This window comes from Pseudoalteromonas rhizosphaerae, from assembly GCF_028885455.1.
Lineage (GTDB): Bacteria > Pseudomonadota > Gammaproteobacteria > Enterobacterales > Alteromonadaceae > Pseudoalteromonas > Pseudoalteromonas rhizosphaerae.
Map to the genome: position 1 here is coordinate 4,847,872 of NZ_CP118496.1, position 20,267 is coordinate 4,868,138.

General features: G+C 40.3%; 19 protein-coding genes. All 19 read right to left on the reverse strand.

What is annotated here, in order from left to right:
- Position 1: 1 nt before the first annotated feature.
- The 19 genes from PVK79_RS21000 to PVK79_RS21090 all read right to left on the reverse strand — a co-directional run bounded on the left by PVK79_RS21000 (position 2) and on the right by PVK79_RS21090 (position 20,210).
- Entirely contained in the window at positions 2–424 is a 423-nt protein-coding gene (locus PVK79_RS21000) for a hypothetical protein (protein ID WP_008467863.1), read from the reverse strand.
- Positions 408–1,073: a methyltransferase family protein gene (locus PVK79_RS21005; protein ID WP_010558024.1), complete on the reverse strand. Its 666-nt coding sequence runs from the start codon at positions 1,071–1,073 to the stop codon at positions 408–410. Before PVK79_RS21005 ends, PVK79_RS21000 begins: the two co-directional genes overlap by 17 nt.
- Positions 1,066–1,401: a DUF2933 domain-containing protein gene (locus PVK79_RS21010; RefSeq protein ID WP_008467859.1), complete on the reverse strand. Its 336-nt coding sequence runs from the start codon at positions 1,399–1,401 to the stop codon at positions 1,066–1,068. Before PVK79_RS21010 ends, PVK79_RS21005 begins: the two co-directional genes overlap by 8 nt.
- Positions 1,402–1,410: 9 nt before the next feature.
- Positions 1,411–1,764 (reverse strand): cupredoxin domain-containing protein, encoded by a 354-nt coding sequence (locus PVK79_RS21015; RefSeq protein ID WP_134057859.1) that lies wholly within the window; start codon positions 1,762–1,764, stop codon positions 1,411–1,413.
- An 11-nt stretch (positions 1,765–1,775) separates the two neighbouring features.
- Complete coding sequence (locus tag PVK79_RS21020; RefSeq protein WP_257324581.1) at positions 1,776–4,019, reverse strand: heavy metal translocating P-type ATPase; 2,244 nt, start codon at positions 4,017–4,019, stop codon at positions 1,776–1,778.
- 101 nt (positions 4,020–4,120) lie between these two features.
- A complete protein-coding gene (locus PVK79_RS21025) occupies positions 4,121–4,534 on the reverse strand; it encodes a MerR family transcriptional regulator (RefSeq protein ID WP_016708244.1) in 414 nt (137 codons plus the stop codon).
- Positions 4,535–4,839: 305 nt separating this feature from the next.
- Entirely contained in the window at positions 4,840–5,262 is a 423-nt protein-coding gene (locus tag PVK79_RS21030; protein WP_016899206.1) for a hypothetical protein, read from the reverse strand.
- A 614-nt stretch (positions 5,263–5,876) separates the two neighbouring features.
- The gene (locus PVK79_RS21035) at positions 5,877–6,737 is read right to left on the reverse strand and encodes a copper resistance protein B (protein ID WP_016899204.1); all 861 of its coding nucleotides are present in this window, start codon (positions 6,735–6,737) and stop codon (positions 5,877–5,879) included.
- On the reverse strand, positions 6,734–8,557 hold the full coding sequence (locus PVK79_RS21040; RefSeq protein WP_257324585.1) for a copper resistance system multicopper oxidase: 1,824 nt from the start codon (positions 8,555–8,557) through the stop codon (positions 6,734–6,736). The genes PVK79_RS21035 and PVK79_RS21040 overlap by 4 nt, the downstream gene beginning before the upstream one ends.
- A 27-nt stretch (positions 8,558–8,584) precedes the next feature.
- Positions 8,585–9,049: a YybH family protein gene (locus PVK79_RS21045; RefSeq protein ID WP_257324587.1), complete on the reverse strand. Its 465-nt coding sequence runs from the start codon at positions 9,047–9,049 to the stop codon at positions 8,585–8,587.
- 21 nt (positions 9,050–9,070) lie between these two features.
- Positions 9,071–9,958 (reverse strand): copper resistance D family protein, encoded by an 888-nt coding sequence (locus tag PVK79_RS21050; protein ID WP_016899202.1) that lies wholly within the window; start codon positions 9,956–9,958, stop codon positions 9,071–9,073.
- 19 nt (positions 9,959–9,977) lie between these two features.
- On the reverse strand, positions 9,978–10,325 hold the full coding sequence (locus tag PVK79_RS21055) for a copper resistance CopC family protein (RefSeq protein ID WP_008132134.1): 348 nt from the start codon (positions 10,323–10,325) through the stop codon (positions 9,978–9,980).
- Between the two features lie 24 nt (positions 10,326–10,349).
- Entirely contained in the window at positions 10,350–12,182 is a 1,833-nt protein-coding gene (locus tag PVK79_RS21060) for a 2Fe-2S iron-sulfur cluster-binding protein (protein ID WP_138611622.1), read from the reverse strand.
- Complete coding sequence (locus PVK79_RS21065) at positions 12,182–12,889, reverse strand: hypothetical protein (RefSeq protein ID WP_008109638.1); 708 nt, start codon at positions 12,887–12,889, stop codon at positions 12,182–12,184. The genes PVK79_RS21060 and PVK79_RS21065 overlap by 1 nt, the downstream gene beginning before the upstream one ends.
- The gene (locus tag PVK79_RS21070; RefSeq protein WP_076923062.1) at positions 12,882–16,046 is read right to left on the reverse strand and encodes an efflux RND transporter permease subunit; all 3,165 of its coding nucleotides are present in this window, start codon (positions 16,044–16,046) and stop codon (positions 12,882–12,884) included. Before PVK79_RS21070 ends, PVK79_RS21065 begins: the two co-directional genes overlap by 8 nt.
- A gap of 15 nt (positions 16,047–16,061) precedes the next feature.
- Positions 16,062–17,819 carry an efflux RND transporter periplasmic adaptor subunit gene (locus PVK79_RS21075; protein WP_076923063.1) on the reverse strand — a complete coding sequence of 586 codons (1,758 nt, stop codon included), beginning with the start codon at positions 17,817–17,819 and terminating at the stop codon, positions 16,062–16,064.
- Entirely contained in the window at positions 17,819–19,246 is a 1,428-nt protein-coding gene (locus tag PVK79_RS21080) for a TolC family protein (protein ID WP_004589253.1), read from the reverse strand. Before PVK79_RS21080 ends, PVK79_RS21075 begins: the two co-directional genes overlap by 1 nt.
- On the reverse strand, positions 19,246–19,743 hold the full coding sequence (locus tag PVK79_RS21085; protein ID WP_004589252.1) for a DUF411 domain-containing protein: 498 nt from the start codon (positions 19,741–19,743) through the stop codon (positions 19,246–19,248). Before PVK79_RS21085 ends, PVK79_RS21080 begins: the two co-directional genes overlap by 1 nt.
- Positions 19,744–19,850: 107 nt before the next feature.
- Positions 19,851–20,210 (reverse strand): hypothetical protein, encoded by a 360-nt coding sequence (locus PVK79_RS21090; RefSeq protein ID WP_004589251.1) that lies wholly within the window; start codon positions 20,208–20,210, stop codon positions 19,851–19,853.
- Positions 20,211–20,267: the final 57 nt, after the last annotated feature.

Here is a 20,267-nt window from a genome sequence, read left to right on the forward strand (position 1 = left end):
CCTAATGTTTGTGTGAATGCTGTTGATTGCTATCTTTCATTTCTTCCATTTTACGGTTCATCTGCGGCATCATGTTCCCCATCATTTCTAAATGATGTTCAGCCATCTTGATTTGTTGATGCATTGGCATTTCTTCCATGTTTTTGTGCATGGATTGCATCATCTTCATCATTGAACGGTGATGTTCAACCATCATCTGCTGTTGCTTTTCAGGATCTTTTTCAGTTTTAATGGCATGGACTTCCTTTTTCATTTCCATCATCTTTTTGTGCATTTCTCCCATGTTCTCATGTGGTATTGCCATGCCTTGATGCATATCAGCTTTGTTCGCACCTTCATGCTTATGCTCATTGTTTTGGGCAAATGAGCTAGTGGTTATAAGTAGTGAACTAATAAATAAAATTGATTTAGTTAACGTTTTCATGATTTTTACCTTCTACACTTTTATTAAAATTTGGGATCCAACTTGGTGTCGATTCCATATACCTGTGGTACTCCGAACCAAACTCAGCAATCGCTTGTGCTTCTTCGCGTTTCGCTAGCTTGACGTAAACAACGACTAAGATCGGAAACATCGCAAGTGTTGGGATTGTCGGCCACTGCAATAAAAAGCCGAACATGATTAGAATGAAAGCTACATACTGTGGGTGGCGACACCTTGCATACCATCCAGTTGTAGCCAATTGATGATGTTTTTGCGCGTGATGCAATACATTCCATGCTGAAGACAACATAAAGAAACCTGCAACAATTAACACCATACTCACTATATGAAATGGGTCCCAATGGGCATCACCTTGAAATCCAAAGAAAGTATGTAATAAATGCCCATTTTCATGCGCAAAGAAATTTACTTCTGGATAGGTCTCCGTCAGCCACCCCGACAGAAAATAGATAGTTAAAGGAAAGCCATACATTTCAGTAAATAGGGCAACAATAAAGGCAGAGAACGCGCTTAGACTTCTCCAATCAGTTGATGTTTTTGGTTTGACAAAACTAAAGGCAAAAAAGATAAAAATTGCTGAGTTCAGTATCACCATTGACCATAAGTCATAATCATATGTTTCATTCATCACTGCTCTCCTTTTTATGTGATTCCTTACGTGCCTTTTCTAACCCTTGTATGTAGCCATCGCGATAGGCTGCATTTTTATCCGTGAGTTCTTGAAAGCTCTCTTCCTTTTTTTCATCAGGCGCATGTGAATGATCGTGACCATGTTTACCATGACTGCCATGCATAAATACGTGCATCAAGGGGCATAGCAATAAAATCAAGTAGGGAAGAAATTGCAGCATATGTTGACCATGCTCAAGCACTAAGAAGTAGGTCACTGCGGCAATAAGTGCCAGTGCAGCCCAGCCTGTAGGTGTTGACCAAAAATTAGGGTGTTGATTTTTCATATTGCCCTCCTAAACGACTTTTAAGACACCGCGATACATTTGCATCTGACAGTGAAACTCATGCTCTCCCGGTGATAAGTTCAATAGGGTAATTTGAGTAATTTCATTTAATTTAAGCTGTTCGCTTATATCCAATGAAGGAATAAGCATTGTTTCAGCGCAGGGGGATTGATCTTTGCGCATAAACTTCAGAGTGACAGGTTGACTAGCAGACACTTGGATTGAGGATGGTGAATACACGCCATCCCTCACTTCAATGAGTACTTCATTACCTTGAACAATTGTTTTATTGGGTTTGTATAGCCAAAACCACCAAACAATCAGTGCGATTAACACTAAGCCTAATAAGTTAATTAACATCATCGTGTTTCTCCTTAATGCTCTTTTGCTTTAAACAAGCGAAGTCGATTTGCATTTGACACTACAGTCAATGACGAAAACGCCATTGCAGCACCTGCAATTACAGGGCTAAGCAGAATGCCAAAGAAGGGATATAGAACCCCCGCAGCAAAAGGAATCCCGGCTACGTTATAGACAAACGCGCCAAACAAGTTTTGTTTTATATTTCGTAAAGTAGCTTTGCTTACCGCTATGGCATCAGCTAGGCCATGAAGTGAACCACGCATTAGGGTAATGTCAGCACTTTCGATAGCTACATCAGTCCCTGTGCCTATGGCGAAGCCAACATCGGCTAACGCTAGCGCAGGAGCATCGTTGATGCCATCTCCTGTCATACCAACAATTTCGCCGCCTTCTTGTAGCTCTTTCACCTTGTTGGCTTTATCTTCTGGCAGCACTTCAGCAAGAAACTCACTAATACCCGCTTTTTTGGCAACAGCAGCAGCGGTTTCCTTGTTATCACCCGTTAACATGATGACGCGTATACCATTAGCCTGAAGTCGTTTGATAGCAGAGATTGAGTCTGACTTGATAGGATCTGCAACAGCAATGATTGCTGCAAGTTCACCATCTACAGCAAAGTACATAGGTGTTTTGGCTTCTTTGGCTAAAGACTGCGCTTGTTCAACAAAGCCTGTGAGGTCTATGCCTTTTAACTTCATTAGTTTATCGTTTCCGAAAAGCAGGGCTTTATTGTTGCAGTTTGCTTCTACACCAAAACCCGTAATGGCGTTAAACGCTTCAATTTTTAGTAACTCAATATCCTTATCTAACGCACTTTCAACAATCGCTTGCGCTAAAGGGTGCTCTGAGCCGCTCTCTAAACTTGCAGCAAGCTGTAGTACGTCTTTTTCGTCCGTAGCTTTTGCTAAAACAATATCGGTTACCTTAGGTGCCCCTTCAGTAATAGTGCCCGTTTTATCTAAAATCATGGCAGTGATTTTAGAGGCGGTTTGCAGTGCTTCACCGTTGCGAATTAGCACGCCTGCTTCTGCGGCCTTTCCTACTCCGACCATGACAGACATGGGCGTTGCCAAGCCCAAAGCACATGGGCAGGCAATAATGAGTACAGTAGTTGCTGATACGATGGCAAAAGCAATTGCTGGCTCAGGTCCAAAGTTAAGCCATGCTAGCGCACTTAACACAGAGATGATCATGACAACAGGAACGAAAAAAGCTGAAATAACATCAGCCAAGCGGCCAATCGGCGGTTTAGAATTTTGTGCTCGTTTCACCATATTGATGATTTGCGCAAGCGCCGTGTCTTTTCCAACACGTGTGGCTTTAAACATAATCATGCCTGATTTGTTCAAAGTACCAGCGACAACCTCATCTTCTTCGGCTTTTTCAACAGGCATAGGCTCGCCTGTCAGCATGGACTCATCAATAGAGGTGTGCCCTTCCAATACCACACCATCGACGGGAATTTTTTCGCCCGGTTTTACCTTTACAATATCGTTAAGTAAAACCTGCTCAATACCAATCTGAACTTCTTTGCTATCACGAACCACGGTTGCCGTTTTGGCCTGCAAGCCGATAAGACGTTTAATGGCCTCAGAGGTTTTACCTCTGGCTTTTATTTCTAATGCTAAACCTAAATCAATCAAGCCAATGATCATGGCGGTCGCTTCAAAATAAACATGCCGAGCCATCAATGGAACGGCGTCAGGTGCAAACACAACAACCATTGAGTACACCCAAGCTGTACCTGTTCCCAAAGCTATTAGTGTGTCCATATTAGCGGAGTGGTTTTTAAAGCTTTTCCAAGCGCCAACATAAAAATGCTTACCTGAAAAATACATAACACCAAAAGTTAAAATACCGACAACCAGCCAAGACATGCGTTCAAGGTTTGTTTCAACTGTCATTTCTCCAACTACAATGCTGTAGATCATCAAAGGAACGCCGAGTGAAAGGGCAATAAACGTATCGCGCATTAGCTTTTTGTAATATGCCCAATCCGCCGCCTCTTTCTCATCAAGCGCATCTGTTGCTGAGCTATCATCAATTGGCTTCGCGTTATACCCCACTGACTCAACAGCTTTGATCAATTCTTCTGTTTTAGCTGTCCCATAAACTGTTACTGTCCTATCAGCAAAATTCATTTCCGCACTGACGACTCCAAGAGTTGCCTTCAACGCCCCTTCAATTTTGCCTACACAGCTAGCACACCCAGCGCCTTCAATGATAAGCTGTTGGTTATGTGATACTTTCTCCAACGTATTCTCCTTACTTTTACACGAAGAGGATTGAGCTTTTGCCTTACAGCAACAGCCTGATTCAGTTTTTATATTTGTGTTAGTAGCCACCCTTTTTCCTCCTATGCTTTTTTAATTTGCTCAAAGTTTTCGATGAGATGACAAACCATGTTTGCAGTCGGTGCTTTGTCTTCCATTTCTTCCCATTGAGAAAGCGCAGAAGACATTTTTCCTCGAAGTGCCAACATTGCTTGAAACTGCTTTTCTGTTTCTTCAAGCCGCTCTTTGATCAGGCTTCTGACTAATGGGCACGCACTTTTACCATCTTCAGATTCATTAATAATTTCCTTGATATCTGCAACGGAAAAACCAAGGTTTCTGGCACTTAAAATGAATTTAAGTCTCGATACTTCTTTATTCGAGTATGACTTGTAGCCGTTCACTGACTTAGCTGGTTTTAACAATCCTAATCTGGTGTAATAGCGCACCGTATCAGCAGTCGTTCCAAGGCTTTTTGCCAGCTCTGCAACTTTCATGTTCACTCCTTAGTTCTTCACCTAAGTTTGTAATCTCACCTACAGCTTAGACCTGTGTCTAAGACACAGGTCAAGTGATTATTCGTGATTAATAATGCAAAAGCTAAAAACTAATTTTTTGGTAAAAGAGAAATCTCGGTCAAAATCGACAGCATTAAGTACTGTAAATAGCAATAGTTTGAGCATTTTCATAATGCCTTTCCAAATATCGTACTAATCGTTCAAAACAATTGGTTATTTAAACCAATGAAAAAATCATTCTATTTTGATGGGAGTGGCGAAAAAAAGGCGCACTGATCCCGTGATTAGCCAATAATTGGTGGACGATAAAGTAAGAGATGGATACCAGATTTTGGTAGGGGTATACGCTGTAGAATTAGCTCAGAATGAATATTGCAAATACCTTCGTCTTGCGCTTCCACAAGATAGGCATTTAAATGAAAGCTTGTACAAAAACCGCCTTCACAACAAACACAATCACCAGCTTTACATTTTTCACAGTCTTCATCACCATGAAGGTGTTTAGAGTCTTGCGAATTTTCAGTGTGATAGTGACTATTGTCAATCATTGATTGATGATGCATATTTTTGCTTGGTTGTATAATATGCGTGTCGGATGAGCCATTATGATGCTCTTCACAATTCATTGGTTTAGCAATAGCAAAACTATGCTGCGTAAGCAACACAGTTATTATCACTATTTTAAACCACCTGAAAAGTCCAAACATTATCATTCCTTCTTTAGCACCTACAATATTAGCCACTTTATAAAAATAATTTTATGATCTTGATCAACCTTTGAACTAAAACCTAAACTTTTTACTTTTTACTTTTTACTTTTTTAAACAGCTTAAACTTCACAAGTATAAAGGGGTGTCTAATTTATACTCATGAGATTGAAGCCAAGCATGAGCACCATTAAAAGAAATAAAAACCCTACGCTCATAACTAGGTATTGAGTAAGGGATCATTTTTCCAATTGTTCAGCTTTAAGCGCAGTACTTTGCAACAATCGGTTCTATCCCGGGCACACCCAATTCCCGTTCATCAAAAGTGATAAAATGGCCTATTGTACGTCTTTCAATGGCGATGTTTTTTGCCTTGACTCTTTAACCTTAACCATTCGCCAACTTTACTTCTTAGCTGATATTCCGGTATACACCAGACTGGCACCGACTGAAAATAAGAAGTAGCTTACTATTACTGCTCTTAGTTCTTTCCAAAAAAACTATTAGCTAGGCCTTTCCTAACATAACTAAAATGGTTTAAATCCCAAAAAACGAAAGCTACCATCAATATAGTTGCGGTAGCTCTCATCAAGTCAATATAGTATTTCTTCACATCAGAGCCAGAACTTGATACCTGCAACAAAAGCAGTATCACGAGTACTTTGCCCATTTAACTTCGCAAAGTCGGCTGTATTACCAAATTTATTTGTCCACTCAACGCCAACATAGGGAGCAAACTGGCGGGTAAACTCATAACGAACCCGAAAACCAATAGTACTGCTCGATAAACCACTACCAAGGTTATTTTGGACGTCGTCCTTACCGTAAAGCGTTAACTCTGCACGTGGTTGAACAATTAACTTTTGTGTGAGTAATAGCTCATATTCCGCTCTAAGCGATAGTGCTGTATTGCCTTTTTCGCCCAAGTAGCCAGTCATGTCGAGATCAAACCAATATGGAGCAAGCCCCCTAAGGCCAAAAGCTAGCCACTGTCGGTTTTCACCGTCTTTATTGTAATCAAACCGAATCCCTGCTTGTGTATCCCAATATGTTGAAACAGCATGGCCCCATAAAATATCTGTTTGGTTCTCCTCTAGATTTCCTTTGCTAAAATCACCCTCGGTTTTTATGACTAACCTGTCAAAAGTAGTGCCATACCATGCCTGAAAGTCAAAAACACCTGCGTTTGTTTGCTCATTATATTCAAGACGATCCCCTAGTAGCGCGTAAAATGAATGCTCATCTGCCAAAGTCAGTCGTTTGTCGCTACTGAGTGCATAAGGACCTTCAGTCAAAGTTGTACCTGCTGCATAAGCATGGGGGTCTCTAGCATCTTTAGGTGCATCTCCACCTTGTGCTTGCATTTTAGAATCACCCATCTCAGTCATCTCATCTTTTGCAGATACAGATACACTTATAAGGGGCAAACCTATTAATAATAGTCTTAACGTATTGGTTAGTATTAATTTTTTCATGATACAACTACCTCTCTAAACATACCTGCATCCATGTGGAATAATAAATGGCAATGCCATGCCCAGCGACCTACGTCATGAGGTGTTGTTAAAAAACTAATTCTTTGCGCTGGTTGTACAGGGATAGTATGGCGACGAACCTGTACATCACCTTTTTCATTCTCCAAATCGCTCCACATACCATGCAGGTGCATGGGATGTGTCATCATTGTATCGTTTTGTAAAATAACTCTTAAACGTTGATTATGCTTCATGTGAACTGGCGTGCTTTTTCCAAATTCCAAGCCATCAAATGACCAGCTATAACGCTCCATGTTTCCAGTTAAATGTAATTCAATTTCAGCCTCTGGCTCTTGCTGGTTTGTAATTCCCTCAAGAGAATGTAAATCTGCAAGTGTTAAAACACGGCGTCCATTTTTACGTAAACCTATACCGGGATCATCAAGGTTTGTTCTAGGCATATCAACACGCATATCAACAGAAGCTCCATACTCTGTTTTTGCATGACGCACTTTAGTGCTAGCAACAGCTAATGGGTTTTTAGTCATTCCATGTTTACTATGATCCATTGCCATCGCTCCATGACCCATTGCACTATGATCCATTTTATTAGAATTCATGCCCGACATGTCTGCCATACCTGCCATCGCGGAATGCTCACCACCTTGGGCCATATTCCCCATCATATCTGTCATCGTTAACCATTCAACGGGATCTAGAGCAGGTACTGGTGCATCAATATTAGGTGCCATTGATAAAGTACCTTTAGCATAACCTGAGCGATCCATGCTTTGTGCAAAAATCGTATATGCATCATTTTTTGGCTCGACAAGTACATCATAAGTTTCACCGGGACCAAATCTAAATTCATCTACTGTCACAGGTTCAACATTTTGTCCATCAGCTTGTACAACTGTTAACTTCAGCTCAGGTATTCTTACATCAAAAAACGTATTGCTAGAACCGTTAATAAATCTAAGCCTAACCTTTTCGCCAGCTTTAAACATTCCACGCCAGTTTGTCAAAGGCGCACAACCATTCATTAAAAAAGTCATTGCAGATGCTGATAAGTCTGCAAGATCTGTAGGGTTCATTCTCATTTTATTCCACATTTCCCGGCGTTGTAGCGCATTTGAAACGCTGCTATTTGAAATGTCATCAAAAAACTCTGGAACAGTAGGTTGATTAAAGTTAAATACATCGCTTTGTACTTTTAACTTGCGGAACAAATCCATTGGGTCATCATCAGTCCAATCAGACAATTGGATGACATGCTCATTGTCAGCACTAATAATATCCTTTTCTCTTGGCTCAATAATTAATGCGCCGTACATACCTGTCATTTCTTGAAAGCCACTGTGTGAGTGATACCAATATGTGCCGCTTTGTTGCAGCTTAAATTTATAAACAAAGGTTTCACCCGGCATTATACCTTTAAAGCTAATACCCGGTACGCCATCCATTTGATACGGAAGAATGATCCCATGCCAATGAATTGAACTCGGCACTGATAATTTATTAGTTACCCTGATAGTAACGTCATCACCTTCTCTGAGGCGCAAGGTAGGAGCTGGTATTGAGCCATTGATTGTTGTAGCCATTCTTACAACACCTGTGAAGTTTACGGGTGACTCATCTATCACTAAATCTATTACTTCTCCACTTAGTTCGGGCGCAGTACCTGTTGAAGTTCCAGCAATCAAAGATGAAGCTGCATGAAGAACACTTGGAAAAGCAGCTAATACACCGCCAGCAATTACACCTTGTACAAAGCGTCTACGTGGCGTAGAAACTTGATGTAATGGATTTTTAATTCTCATTTTGTACTCCGTTATTTAACCAATAAATTAATGTGACCAATGAATGTGCTTAATCTTCCATTCACCATTTTGTTTTTCCAGCACCATCGTTTCCATGCCTTGATAATCGCGTTCAACACCTTTATGAGTACCTGTAGTTTGACTACGCGACGCAGAGATAGCGGTATTTCCAAGTATCGTCACTTGATGTTCAAGTGTGTCGCTCTTCATCGCTGCTAAATACTTCATATCCGACAACATATGATGATGAGCATATTCATCAGCGCTCCTTTCAACGCGGCCTCCCTCGAAAATGGTGACATCATCCGCTAACTGCGCTCTAGCCTGTTTTTGATTGCCAGTTTCAAGTGCTTGATGAAATGCCAAAACAACTTTTGCGGCTGGTGTATCTACACCTTTAAACAATCCTTTGTCTTTATTCTTATCACCATGAGCGTTTGCTGCGAAACTAAACGTCATTAATAAAACGAGTAGGATATTTATTGTTTTCATTTTCTTTTTCTCTTTTAGGTTTTAATTTGCAGGACCAACAACACTAGTAAGCCCAGCAGTTACAGATAAAATGGCAAAAGCTACTACCATTTCTATCGAGATAGATTTAGATAAAGCCTCTCTGCCTTGACTATTTTTAAGTTGTGGAACGAGTATTAGTTTATGTTTAGCAGCAAGTGCCAAAATAGACACTACAAGGGCCAATTTAAACAACAGTGTTTGTCCGTAACTTGAGCTTATTAGTGCATCAAGACTTCCGACCAATTGAATCACGAGCCAGAGGCCTGCTACCAACAATAGGCTCAATGTAAAACTTGCTTGTTTGCCAAAGCTTTCCATCAGCAAATGAAGTTCTGCATAACTTAGCTGATGGCAAGCCTGTTTTAGTGGCAATAACGCCCCAAACCACCATGCCATAACGAGCACATGCAAAATAAGCAAGCCTTTTTCAATTGTGCCTAACTCAGAAATATGACCCAGTAACGTGAATGAGTATGCAAGGATTAATAAACTCAACATTAAAGCGCTTTGTTTTAAGTACGAGTTCACAGCGAGTTTGAACCTTAAAGCTAAAGCGATTATTGCGGTAACTAGCCCAAGCGCTCGAAGCAAAGCTCCAGTGCCGACAGAGGAGTCCCACATAATAGCCAATATATCAGCGTCTATCGCCCCCTGAATTCCCTCTTCTGCCATTGCACCAGTACTGGCAAAGAACCAAGTAATATTAGCGATCAAAGCCATAACTATATAAGTTCTTGTCCACGTTAAATTCGCTATTACAGTATTAGTATGAGATTCATTATTCTCAAATATTTGCCTGAAAAATGTATAACCTGCAATACAGGCAAAGCCGACGTAAAATACAATTTTTGACAGTACAATGACTGTATTCCAGATATACATTTCCATATCAATCACACCGCCTATTTTAGTGAACCATAAAGCCGAAGCTATGTTTCATTTTATGACCATCGTTACCTAAGAAGGTTACATCCACAGTATAGTTTGCAGGAGCTAATTTAGGTAGTTTCCATGTAAATTTGCTAGTAGCGACTTTAGAAGGCTCGAATCCAAATTTAAATTCTTCGCCTTGTTTATTGGCCAATGAAACTTTTACAACACGTACCTCTTTGGTGAACACCAAAGTTAACTCTTCTGGAGGATTCATTAGCATTGCATTATCAGCAGGCACACTTTTTTCAAGATGCACATGCGCAAATACCGCACTACTAAAAACGACACTGATTACGGTTAAAAATTTAATTAGTTTTTTCATATTTACCTCTATTTATTTAATGGATTAACGACTAAATTTATCTTTGAAAATTTGATTACTTGGAATCCCAGCATCTGTAATTATTTTTTCCACTTCACTCATCATTGCTTCTGGACCGCACAAGTAAAACTCAGCCAAAAGCAGTTCTGATTTTTGGTTCATATACGGCAGAAGTACTTTTTGAACATAGCCTGAGTGCCCTTGCCATTCTTCTGAAGGATTAGAAAGAGTAGGAATATAAGAGAAGTTTTTATGCTTCTCACTCAGTGACTTCAATTCATTATGGTATAGCAAGTCATCTTCAGTTCGCGCACCATAGATAAGAGTCAAACCACTTTTATCTTTATGCTTTTTCAACTGTTCAAAAATAATAGACCTCAGTGGTGCAAGTCCTGAACCCGCACCAATAAACACGCGACTAACTTTTTTATTTGAAGTGGCATAAAAATCAGAAAAAGGGCCTTTTGCAGTTATCGTTTCACCTACTTGGAGTGAACCTAAATAACTTGAACCTATTCCTGCTTTAAAACCATTCTTTGCGGTCTGCCAACGGATATTAAACATTAACTCATCAGACTCCTCGTCAAAGTTAACTAATGAGTAGTGGCGAGTTACACCGTTATGAGAAAATTTTCCATGATAGTAGCTATCCCAGTATTTTTCATAGCACTCTGGCATATCATCTGGACGTAAGCTATTCATCCCTGCTGGCACATGAAATTGCATATATGCACCAGCTTTAAATGCCAACTGTTTGCCTGATTTCAGCTTAAATTTCACTTCCTTGATAAAAGGAGTAATGAAATTAGTCGCAACCACAACTAGCTCATGATTTTCAATATTGCGATCAGTATTAACTTCAATCGAACTAATTTCAGAGAACCTATGCTGACATCCAAGCCGATAACCTTCCTTAAGTTGCTCCTGAGATAAATGTTCCTGTTCAGATAGTGTGATAGGTAATTTAGTTGAACTTAAGAACACGCATTTGCCACAAGTACCGCCACCACCGCAACCTGAAGGAAGGTATACATGTGAACTAGCTAGCCCTTCTAGTACAGTTGAGCGACCAACTGCTGAGATGTCAGTAATAGTATTTTCATTGGAAAACGTCACTGCCACTTTTTGCCTGTTAGTGCCCCAACCTAGCTTCAGTAAACCACTTCGATACTGTTGTATCAGCCAAGTAACACCAGTAATTGAAAGGAATAGCGTTGCAAAAGCAAATGCAATGATCAACCAATGGTTAAATCCTCCAGAATTGCCATAGTCCATAAAGTGAAGCTTCATCATCAGATCTTTCAATCTGAAATCATCATTGGCATGGCGAAGTACTTGACCTGTAATACTATCTAAATAAATAGTTGTATTGTTCTCATCCTCAACGGCAACTTGCCACATAGGATTTTGCTGCCTTACGTGATCAGAAAACGGAGGTTGAGATAACACTGGAGTAGTTAACTTACCCTGTCCTGAGTAGGAGTTTTTTGCCAAAGTTAGTACTTGTTCTTCAGACAAATTAAATGGCTTTCCTGTTACAGCATCAAATAGCTTTGAGTGGCGTTCTTGATAGCTATGCTGCCCCTTATCGAACACAAAATGATAGTAAGGCTGATGTAAAACCCATATAAGGTTTACTTCCTGCGGAGCATTACTAGTAATGTCTTTAATAGGGAATAGGTCAAAGCCTGTAATGCTACCTTCATGATGAGAATGAACTCTAAGTTCATTACCACTGGCTTTACTGTGATCCATCAAATTGAAGTAAAGGCCCGTTCCCAACCAAATAAGCAGTTGTAAACCAACAAATAAAGAAAGCCACTTGTGTATCGTTGTATTTAACTTAAATAGTCGCATCAAATGACTCTCTTTTTATTTGGGGAAAGCACTCGGTAATAAGTCAATACTGCGCCAGTAATTGCTCCCATTAGACCTAGAGTTGCGACCAAGAACAAAAACCAGTTAGATACGTTTTCTCCATCATAGTAATCCATAATGTGGAACCGCCACATCCAATCAAACAATCGCCAGTAATCATGACGCTTGGCAACAAGTGATCCTGTTTGTTGACTTATATAAAATGTCGGTGTGGAGAATTGCTCAAACGTCACTCTCCAAACAGGTAAATGCCTTGGGGACAACTCAGCAGGCAAGTTTGTCGCTGACTTAATCAACCTTATGCTGTCGATTTGATGATTCAGCACATAATGGTATTGTGCGATTTCTTTAGCCTTGGTTTCATCTACAAGGGCCTGAACAGCTCCAGTTTTAGCATCTATTGCTACTTTTCCATTTTCTCCATTAATAAAAGAATACAAAGGACGGCCCATACTTTGAGTAAGTGTAACTTGGCTAGCTTTAGGATAATCCGCAGCTAGCTTTACAATGGAGTAATCCATACTTGCTAAATCTATTTTGGCTTCCTCACTCTTAGCCAAGGTTTCGCCGTGTATATAGTGAATATCCATAGTCACCATATACACACCAGTAATCGACCAGAAAAGGAATTGTATCCCTACAAATGCCATTAGCCATTTATGGTACTTCCTAGCTTTTCTAAGCATTGTTTTTTAGCTCCGAGTTAGAAAGTTCCTTGTTAAAGGCGTTTACTTCGGGCTTTTTAACGATTGAATAAATCGCGGGTAAAACAATTAGAGTTAGCAGGACTGCACTTGTCATCCCACCTACCATTGGTGCAGCAATACGACTCATTACCTCAGAGCCTGTTCCTGTACCATATAAAATAGGCATTAGGCCGATAATGATTGTCGCTACTGTCATCATTACAGGACGAACACGTAATCCAGCACCGTGCAATAAGGCATCTTGATATTCATCTTCTGAGATGAGTTCTGCTCGCTCTTTCGCTTTTTCCTTAAGCTCAGCAAGTGCCTGATTGAGATAGACCAACATTATCACACCAATCTCAACCGCTACCCCAGCTAGAGCAATAAAGCCCACGCCAACAGCCACAGAGAAGTTAAACCCTTCCAGATACATCAACCATAAGCCACCAATCATCGCCATCGGCAAGGTAACGATAATGATAGCCACCTCACTAAACGCTCTGAAGTTTAAGTAAAGTAGAATAACAATAATGGCGAGTGTTAAAGGCAATACATAGGTGAGCTTTTCTTTCGCTCTTTCCATATATTCGTATTGCCCAGCCCAAGTAATTGAATAACCTGCTGGTAGTTTTAGATTATTAGCCAAGTGTATTTTTGCACTTTCAACATAAGTACCTACGTCAACACCGTCTATATCGATAAACGTCCAGCCATTTAAACGAGCATTTTCACTCTTAATCCCCGGCGGACCGTTCTCAACTCGAATATCTGCGACATCACCTAGTGCAATGCGTTGACCACTTGGTGTTACAACAGGTAATCGTGATAGCTGCTCAGGAGAGTCTCGATAGTCTTGCGGATAGCGTAAGTTAACAGGGTAACGCTCTTGACCTTCTACCGTTTGGGTAACGTTCATACCACCAATAGCTGTAGAAACCACTTGTTGAACATCTTCGATGTTTAACCCAAAGCGACTTGCCTTATCGCGTGAAATATCAACCTTGATATATCGTCCACCTGCAACTCGCTCTGAGTAAACTGATGCTGTGCCTGTAACTTCGGGTAAAATTTGCTCTATTTGTTGGCCGATTTCCTGAATCACATCAAGCTCTGGTCCGGCGACTTTAATACCCACAGGCGTTTTAATACCTGTTGCCAACATATCAATACGAGTTTTGATTGGCATAACCCAAGCATTCGTCAAGCCCGGAAACTTAACCAACTTATCAAACTCAGCTTTTAAAGATTCTGTTGTAACTCCCTCACGCCACTCTTCTTGAGGCTTCAACTGAATGAAGGTCTCAATCATAGTTAGAGGCGCGGGATCAGTTGCAGTTTCAGCTCTTCCTACTTTACCAAATACTGTTTCAACTTCTGGCACTGTTTTAATTAGCTTGTCTGTCTGCTGTAGAATTTCTCTTGCCTTACCAATAGAGATCCCCGGATATGTAGTCGGCATGTACATTAAATCTCCTTCATCTAGAGGAGGAATAAACTCGCTACCAATCTTATCAACAGGCCAAAAACCGACGATAGTCACTAATATTGCTGCTACAATTGTCGATTTTGGAAACTTCATTACTTGCTTTAAAACAGGCATGTAAATAGCAATTAGCAATCGGTTTAACGGATTTTTCTTTTCTGAAACAATTTTGCCTCGAATAAAGTACCCCATTAATACAGGCACCAATGTTATCGCTAAGCCTGCTGATGCAGCCATTGCATATGTTTTTGTGTAAGCAAGAGGAGAGAACATTCTTCCTTCTTGCGCTTCCAAAATAAATACAGGCAAGAATGAGACTGTAATGATGAGCAAACTAAAGAATAATGCAGGACCGACTTCACTTGCCGCCTTTGAGACTATTTGCCAACGATTTTCATCTGTTAGCGGTGTCTTTTCCATATGTTTATGCATATTTTCAATCATCACTATTGCGCCATCTGTCATCGCACCAATTGCAATAGCGATACCACCTAATGACATAATATTCGCATTGATACCTTGCATATGCATGATGATAAATGAAGCTAAGATGCCAATAGGTAGAGTGACAACTGCAACAATCGAAGATCGCAAATGAAACAGAAATGCAACACATACAATCGCGACGACAGCAAGCTCTTCGAGCAATTTACTCCATAGGTTTTCTACCGCCTCTCCTATTAAGCCAGAGCGATCATAAACCGTAACTATTTCAACTCCTTCGGGTAAACCTTTTTTTAACTCTTCTAATTTGGCTTTTACTCCATCAATGGTTTTTTGTGCGTTTTCACCAAAGCGCATAACAACCACACCACCAACAACTTCTCCTTCACCATTAAGTTCCGCGATGCCCCGTCTCATTTGTGGACCTAAGTTAACTTCTGCCACATCGCCAATAGTAAGCGGCGTTCCTTGTTCGTTCACACCGAGAGGGATCAACTCTATATCTGAAATACTTTTGATATAGCCAGTAGCGGTAACCATGTACTCTGCTTCAGCCATTTCAACAACAGAGGCACCTGTTTCTTGGTTACCACGCTTAAGGGCCATTTGAATGTGACTAAGTGGTATACCGTAGGCTCTTAACTTATCGGGATCGACTTGTATTTGATATTGTTTAACCATTCCACCAACGGCAGCAACCTCTGACACTCCGGGGACAGTTTGCAATTCATATTTTAAGAACCAATCTTGAATACTACGCAATTGGCTAATATCCAAGTTGCCCGTTTTATCTACAAGAGAATATAGGTAAACCCAGCCAACACCTGTCGCATCTGGCCCTAGTTGTGGACGCGCACTAGCGGGTAGTGAAGGGGCTACTTGACTTAAATATTCAAGTACTCTGCTCCTTGCCCAATATAAGTCAGTGTCTTCGTCAAAGATGACGTAAACAAATGAGTCACCAAAAAATGAATAGCCACGAACAGTAACAGCGCCGGGAACAGACAACATTGCAGTTGTCAGTGGATAAGTAACCTGATCTTGAACAACTTGCGGTGCCTGACCGGGGTAATTCGTTTTAATTATTACTTGAACGTCAGATAAATCTGGTAGTGCATCAACAGGCGTATTCTTTATTGAAAATAGCCCACCACCAATCAAAATTAAGGTAGCTAAGATAACAAAGAAGCGATTGCCAATTGACCATCTAATAATTGATTCAATCATTATTTTTCTCCCAACTTAATGATTCGAGTGATCAACGACCGGCTTATTTTCCTTGCCGTGTTGTTCATCTGATTCAAGAGAAATGTCAGTGATAACTAAGTCATCCCTAACCTCAAAAGTGAAAGTGACATTATCACCAACATTGAAATCAACTATTTCTATATTGTCCGCGACGATAAAATCCATCGTCGCAGCAGGTCTATCCCACTTCTCTATTGGGCCTCGGCTAATATTTAGAATCCGTGTATCAATATCAATCGCATTAATTAAACCTGATACTGTTGCTGATGATACTTCTTCACTCATATCAGCAGGCTCACTCATGATATGAATTCCAGTAACTTCATATCCACCCTCTTCGGTTTTGCTCACTTCAAAGTGCAAAGATTGACCTGACTTTAATGAGTCAATATCGACTTTTTCAGCCACAGTAAAATCCATAACCATTTCAGGCCAATCCCAAGCTTCAGCAGGGCCATGTGAAATATTAACCATGCGGTGCCCTGCCATAACACTATTAACATCCCCTTGCATCCAAACAGAGTTAGGCACTTCATCATGAGTCATTCGTTTAAAGTCAGAGCTTTTACTTGATTCAGAATCAATCAAGAATTGAGCAGATGTCACCACAACATCATCTTCATTTAAGCCGTCTAATATTTCGATGCTGTCGATATCAACCCGGCCAATAGTCACTTCAATAGATTTAAATTGCCCATCACCTAACGCAAGTACTACTCTGTCCTGTTTACCTGTTCTAATAACGGCTTCTTTAGGCACGAGGATGGTGCTATCAGCTTGATTAGCGTGAATAGAGACTTGTGCAAACATATTTGGTTTTAATTGATAGTCTGTGTTATCAAATTTCAATCTCACTCTGAGTGTGCGTGTTTTACTGTTCAATGTTGGATAAACATAATCAACGACACCAGCCCAGTCCTCACCGGGTAAATAATCCAGTGTCATTGATACAGGAAGTCCTTTTTTAATTAAGGCTGCGTCACGTTCAAACACTTCTGCTTCAACCCAAACTTGATCTAGCTGGCCAATGCTTAATAAGGTGTTTCCCGGCTTTACATAAAAACCTTCTCTAACCTTCAAACCATCGACAACACCTGCTTGTGGTGAATAAAAGGTAATTGTTTGCTGAACCTTTCGTGTCTTTTCTAGCTTTTGAACAAAGTCTGCTGAAAGCTGTAACGCTTTTAGGCGATCTTTGGCTGCTGAAATTAAAGAACTATTGTTGCGCTTTAAAGCTATTAAAAGTTCTTCTTGCGCGTTAACTAACTGAGGAGAATACAGTGTATAAAGAGGCTGCCCTTTCTCTACAGGGTTACCTGCTGCTTTGATGTAAAGTTTATCAATCCAGCCATCAACCCGTGGGTGGATATGAATTAGCTTATCTTCATCATATTGAACATAACCTACCGTTGAGATTTCAGTATGCATATTTTTCAGTTCAACAGGTGCAGTGCGAACCCCAAGGTTATTCACTACATGAGGCGCAATTTTTACTGCTCCGGGGCCAAAGTCATCACCAGATGATCCTTCCTCATACACTGGAATTAAATCCATCCCCATAGGCGACTTACCGGGCTTGTCCCGGCGGTAATTAGAATCCATCGGTGCAACCCAATACAGAGGCTTTTTTTCTCCTGATGTTGCTTCATTACTATTACTGTTTGAGCCAGTACCTTGATATAAACTCAATGCTCCAGCACCAAGTGCTGCCCCAATGATGATGGCAATAATTGTTTTTGTATTCGTTGACATTATTTTTCTCCAAATTGCTGACTGGATAAGTGCTGATTAGTTTTGTGTGAAGTTTGCATCGACTTATGTTCAGCATTTGAGTTAGATTGAGAATGCGCAAAGAAATAGTTGATACGAGCAACTGTTTTAAGTGCGTCAACATCAATTCTTAAAGCTGATATTCTGGTATTTAATTCGGCAATTCTTGCTCGAACAACTTCGGCAAAATCGCCATCATCATTTGTGTAGGCTGTCAATGACGCTTCTGCTTGGTCATGAGTTTGTTTAAGGAGTTGTTCTTGATAGATAGATTGTCTATCTGATAAGCGTTTAAGCTGTCTTAGTTCTTTTTCTAAAACACTGATCATTTGCTTTGTCAGTAATAGTTTCTCGGTTTTAATAGTCTCTGAATCTGCAATAGAAGCTGCAACTTGCTTATCTTGTCTGTTCTCGGTAAACAAGGGTAAATCAAACGTTACCCCAACAGAAAATAAATCAGCTCGGCTATCACCAGAGGGCATATTGTCGCGATAGGCATAACTAGCATTAACACCCCATTGCGGCTCATATTGCTGTTTGGCTAACTCAATTCCTTTTTCTGAAGCTTTGCGTTTTATATCAATCGCAAGTATGGCTGGGTGATTCGAAAGCTCCTGAGCCAATAGATTTCTTGAGTAATTAGATGCTTTTAGGACTGTTGGATTATTCAATTGAATCGAAGGCAATTCTTTTGAGACGCTAAACTCTAATGGTTGCGCGTCAAAGTTGAATGATTCATTCAAACGATCCGCATCGTAAATATGAAGCCACTCATTGAGACGAGCGATTGTCGTTTCTAGTTTCTGCTTTTGCGAAGTTAATCTGTCATCTAACTGCACGATTTCCAACTGAGCACGAATAACATCTTGCTGTCTAGTTTTACCAACAACGTTTGAATAGCTAGCTTTAGCCACTTCCGCCATCTGCTCAAAGAGAGACCAATCATCTTCAATCAATTTAATAGTTTGTTGGGCTAAGTAAGCATCTAACCAAAGTTGTGACACTTGGCTTTTCAACTTAGCTTTACGATCCTCTCGTAACAGTGGAAATTTCGTGGACTCAATTTGTAACTGGTCTTTCTTGATCTCTAGACTGTCGCCTCTCGGAAACATTTGAGAGACGCCAACCTTTAGCTGAGTCATTCCTTCCTGATCTAAATCCCAAGTATCTGTTGGTAAATTCATTATCCCTAGCGATACTTTCGGATCAGGCAAAGTACCTGAAGCAATACTTCTATTTTCAACTGCACTTTGTTTCAATCGGCTACCATGAAGCCAAGGATCATTTTGCTGAGCTAAGGTGATAGCTTGTTCAAGCGACACTACTTTCTCAGCTTGAGCTGAGAATACAGATAAGCCGAGTATTAATGCAGTTGAAAGTGAAGTAAGGTTTGAAGAGTTCAATTTCATTAGAATTGCTCCTCGTATGTCTTAACTTTTGCATAGACTTTGCTCGTTCCATCTTTAAATAGAATTAACACGTTGTATGGCATAAAGCGGTCATCGACTTCCATACCGGGAGAGCCAACTGGCATTGCTGGAACTGAAAGCCCAATCGCATTGGGATGTTCTTCTGATAAGAACTGCTGAATAAATTTAGCAGGTATATGACCTTCAAAGGCAAATCCATTTCTACTCACTGCCGTGTGGCATGAACGGTAATTAGGTTTGATACCATACTTAGTTTTGATGTTGCCGATGTTTCGGAAATCTTTGGAATGCGCAACGATCCCTTTGTCTTCAATATGAGTTATCCATTTTTTACAACACCCACAAGTAGGGGTTTTATAAACGATTAACTCCAAAGGTGTTACGTCGTTATTGTGTGCATGGTTATGTTCGTTGGCGTTTGCAAACGCAGGTGAAAGCAGCATTACTACTGCTATTTTTAAATACTTATTGATCATTTTTGCCCCCAGACATCGCTGGAAAATATCTATAGCGCTACGACGCTATATTGACTAACAGAAAAATTAATTACATGTGCGAGAAATTTGGACGCACTAATCCTGTATTAGGCAAAAATTGGTGGACGATAAAGGGAAGTGGAAATTGAATGAGGTTGTTTAGATTGCAGAGCAGCTACAGATTCACTGAATATTTGAATATCTGTCGAATCAATACTGGAATTTAGGACTGTCGTAGATGAGCAAGCATTTGCAGGACAAATACATTCAACGTCACAACAATCTTCTGATTGACCATTACTGCTTTTATTCATATCACCATGATCCATGTTCATGTTCATGTTCATGTGTGATTCGTGAGAACCTGATGACATTTCGCAAGGCATAGCAGAATACGCAAATGCTTGCCCTACAAAGGCAACCAGCATAAGCGTCATTACTAAGACTTTTGAAAATGCTTTAGACATAAAATTCTCTTACAAATATACATCTCTAATACTAATGCAAATTTTTGACTAAGTCAA

Coding starts and splice junctions, on each gene's coding strand:
- PVK79_RS21050 (WP_016899202.1), bottom strand. CDS start 9,958: ATGGAAATGTATATCTGGAATACAGTCATTGTACTGTCAAAAATTGTA.
- PVK79_RS21085 (WP_004589252.1), bottom strand. CDS start 19,743: ATGATCAATAAGTATTTAAAAATAGCAGTAGTAATGCTGCTTTCACCT.
- PVK79_RS21045 (WP_257324587.1), bottom strand. CDS start 9,049: ATGAAAACAATAAATATCCTACTCGTTTTATTAATGACGTTTAGTTTC.
- PVK79_RS21010 (WP_008467859.1), bottom strand. CDS start 1,401: ATGAAAAATCAACACCCTAATTTTTGGTCAACACCTACAGGCTGGGCT.
- PVK79_RS21075 (WP_076923063.1), bottom strand. CDS start 17,819: ATGTCAACGAATACAAAAACAATTATTGCCATCATCATTGGGGCAGCA.
- PVK79_RS21060 (WP_138611622.1), bottom strand. CDS start 12,182: ATGCGACTATTTAAGTTAAATACAACGATACACAAGTGGCTTTCTTTA.
- PVK79_RS21055 (WP_008132134.1), bottom strand. CDS start 10,325: ATGAAAAAACTAATTAAATTTTTAACCGTAATCAGTGTCGTTTTTAGT.
- PVK79_RS21040 (WP_257324585.1), bottom strand. CDS start 8,557: ATGAGAATTAAAAATCCATTACATCAAGTTTCTACGCCACGTAGACGC.
- PVK79_RS21065 (WP_008109638.1), bottom strand. CDS start 12,889: ATGCTTAGAAAAGCTAGGAAGTACCATAAATGGCTAATGGCATTTGTA.
- PVK79_RS21035 (WP_016899204.1), bottom strand. CDS start 6,737: ATGAAAAAATTAATACTAACCAATACGTTAAGACTATTATTAATAGGT.
- PVK79_RS21015 (WP_134057859.1), bottom strand. CDS start 1,764: ATGATGTTAATTAACTTATTAGGCTTAGTGTTAATCGCACTGATTGTT.
- PVK79_RS21080 (WP_004589253.1), bottom strand. CDS start 19,246: ATGAAATTGAACTCTTCAAACCTTACTTCACTTTCAACTGCATTAATA.
- PVK79_RS21090 (WP_004589251.1), bottom strand. CDS start 20,210: ATGTCTAAAGCATTTTCAAAAGTCTTAGTAATGACGCTTATGCTGGTT.
- PVK79_RS21025 (WP_016708244.1), bottom strand. CDS start 4,534: ATGAAAGTTGCAGAGCTGGCAAAAAGCCTTGGAACGACTGCTGATACG.
- PVK79_RS21070 (WP_076923062.1), bottom strand. CDS start 16,046: ATGATTGAATCAATTATTAGATGGTCAATTGGCAATCGCTTCTTTGTT.
- PVK79_RS21005 (WP_010558024.1), bottom strand. CDS start 1,073: ATGAATGAAACATATGATTATGACTTATGGTCAATGGTGATACTGAAC.
- PVK79_RS21000 (WP_008467863.1), bottom strand. CDS start 424: ATGAAAACGTTAACTAAATCAATTTTATTTATTAGTTCACTACTTATA.
- PVK79_RS21030 (WP_016899206.1), bottom strand. CDS start 5,262: ATGTTTGGACTTTTCAGGTGGTTTAAAATAGTGATAATAACTGTGTTG.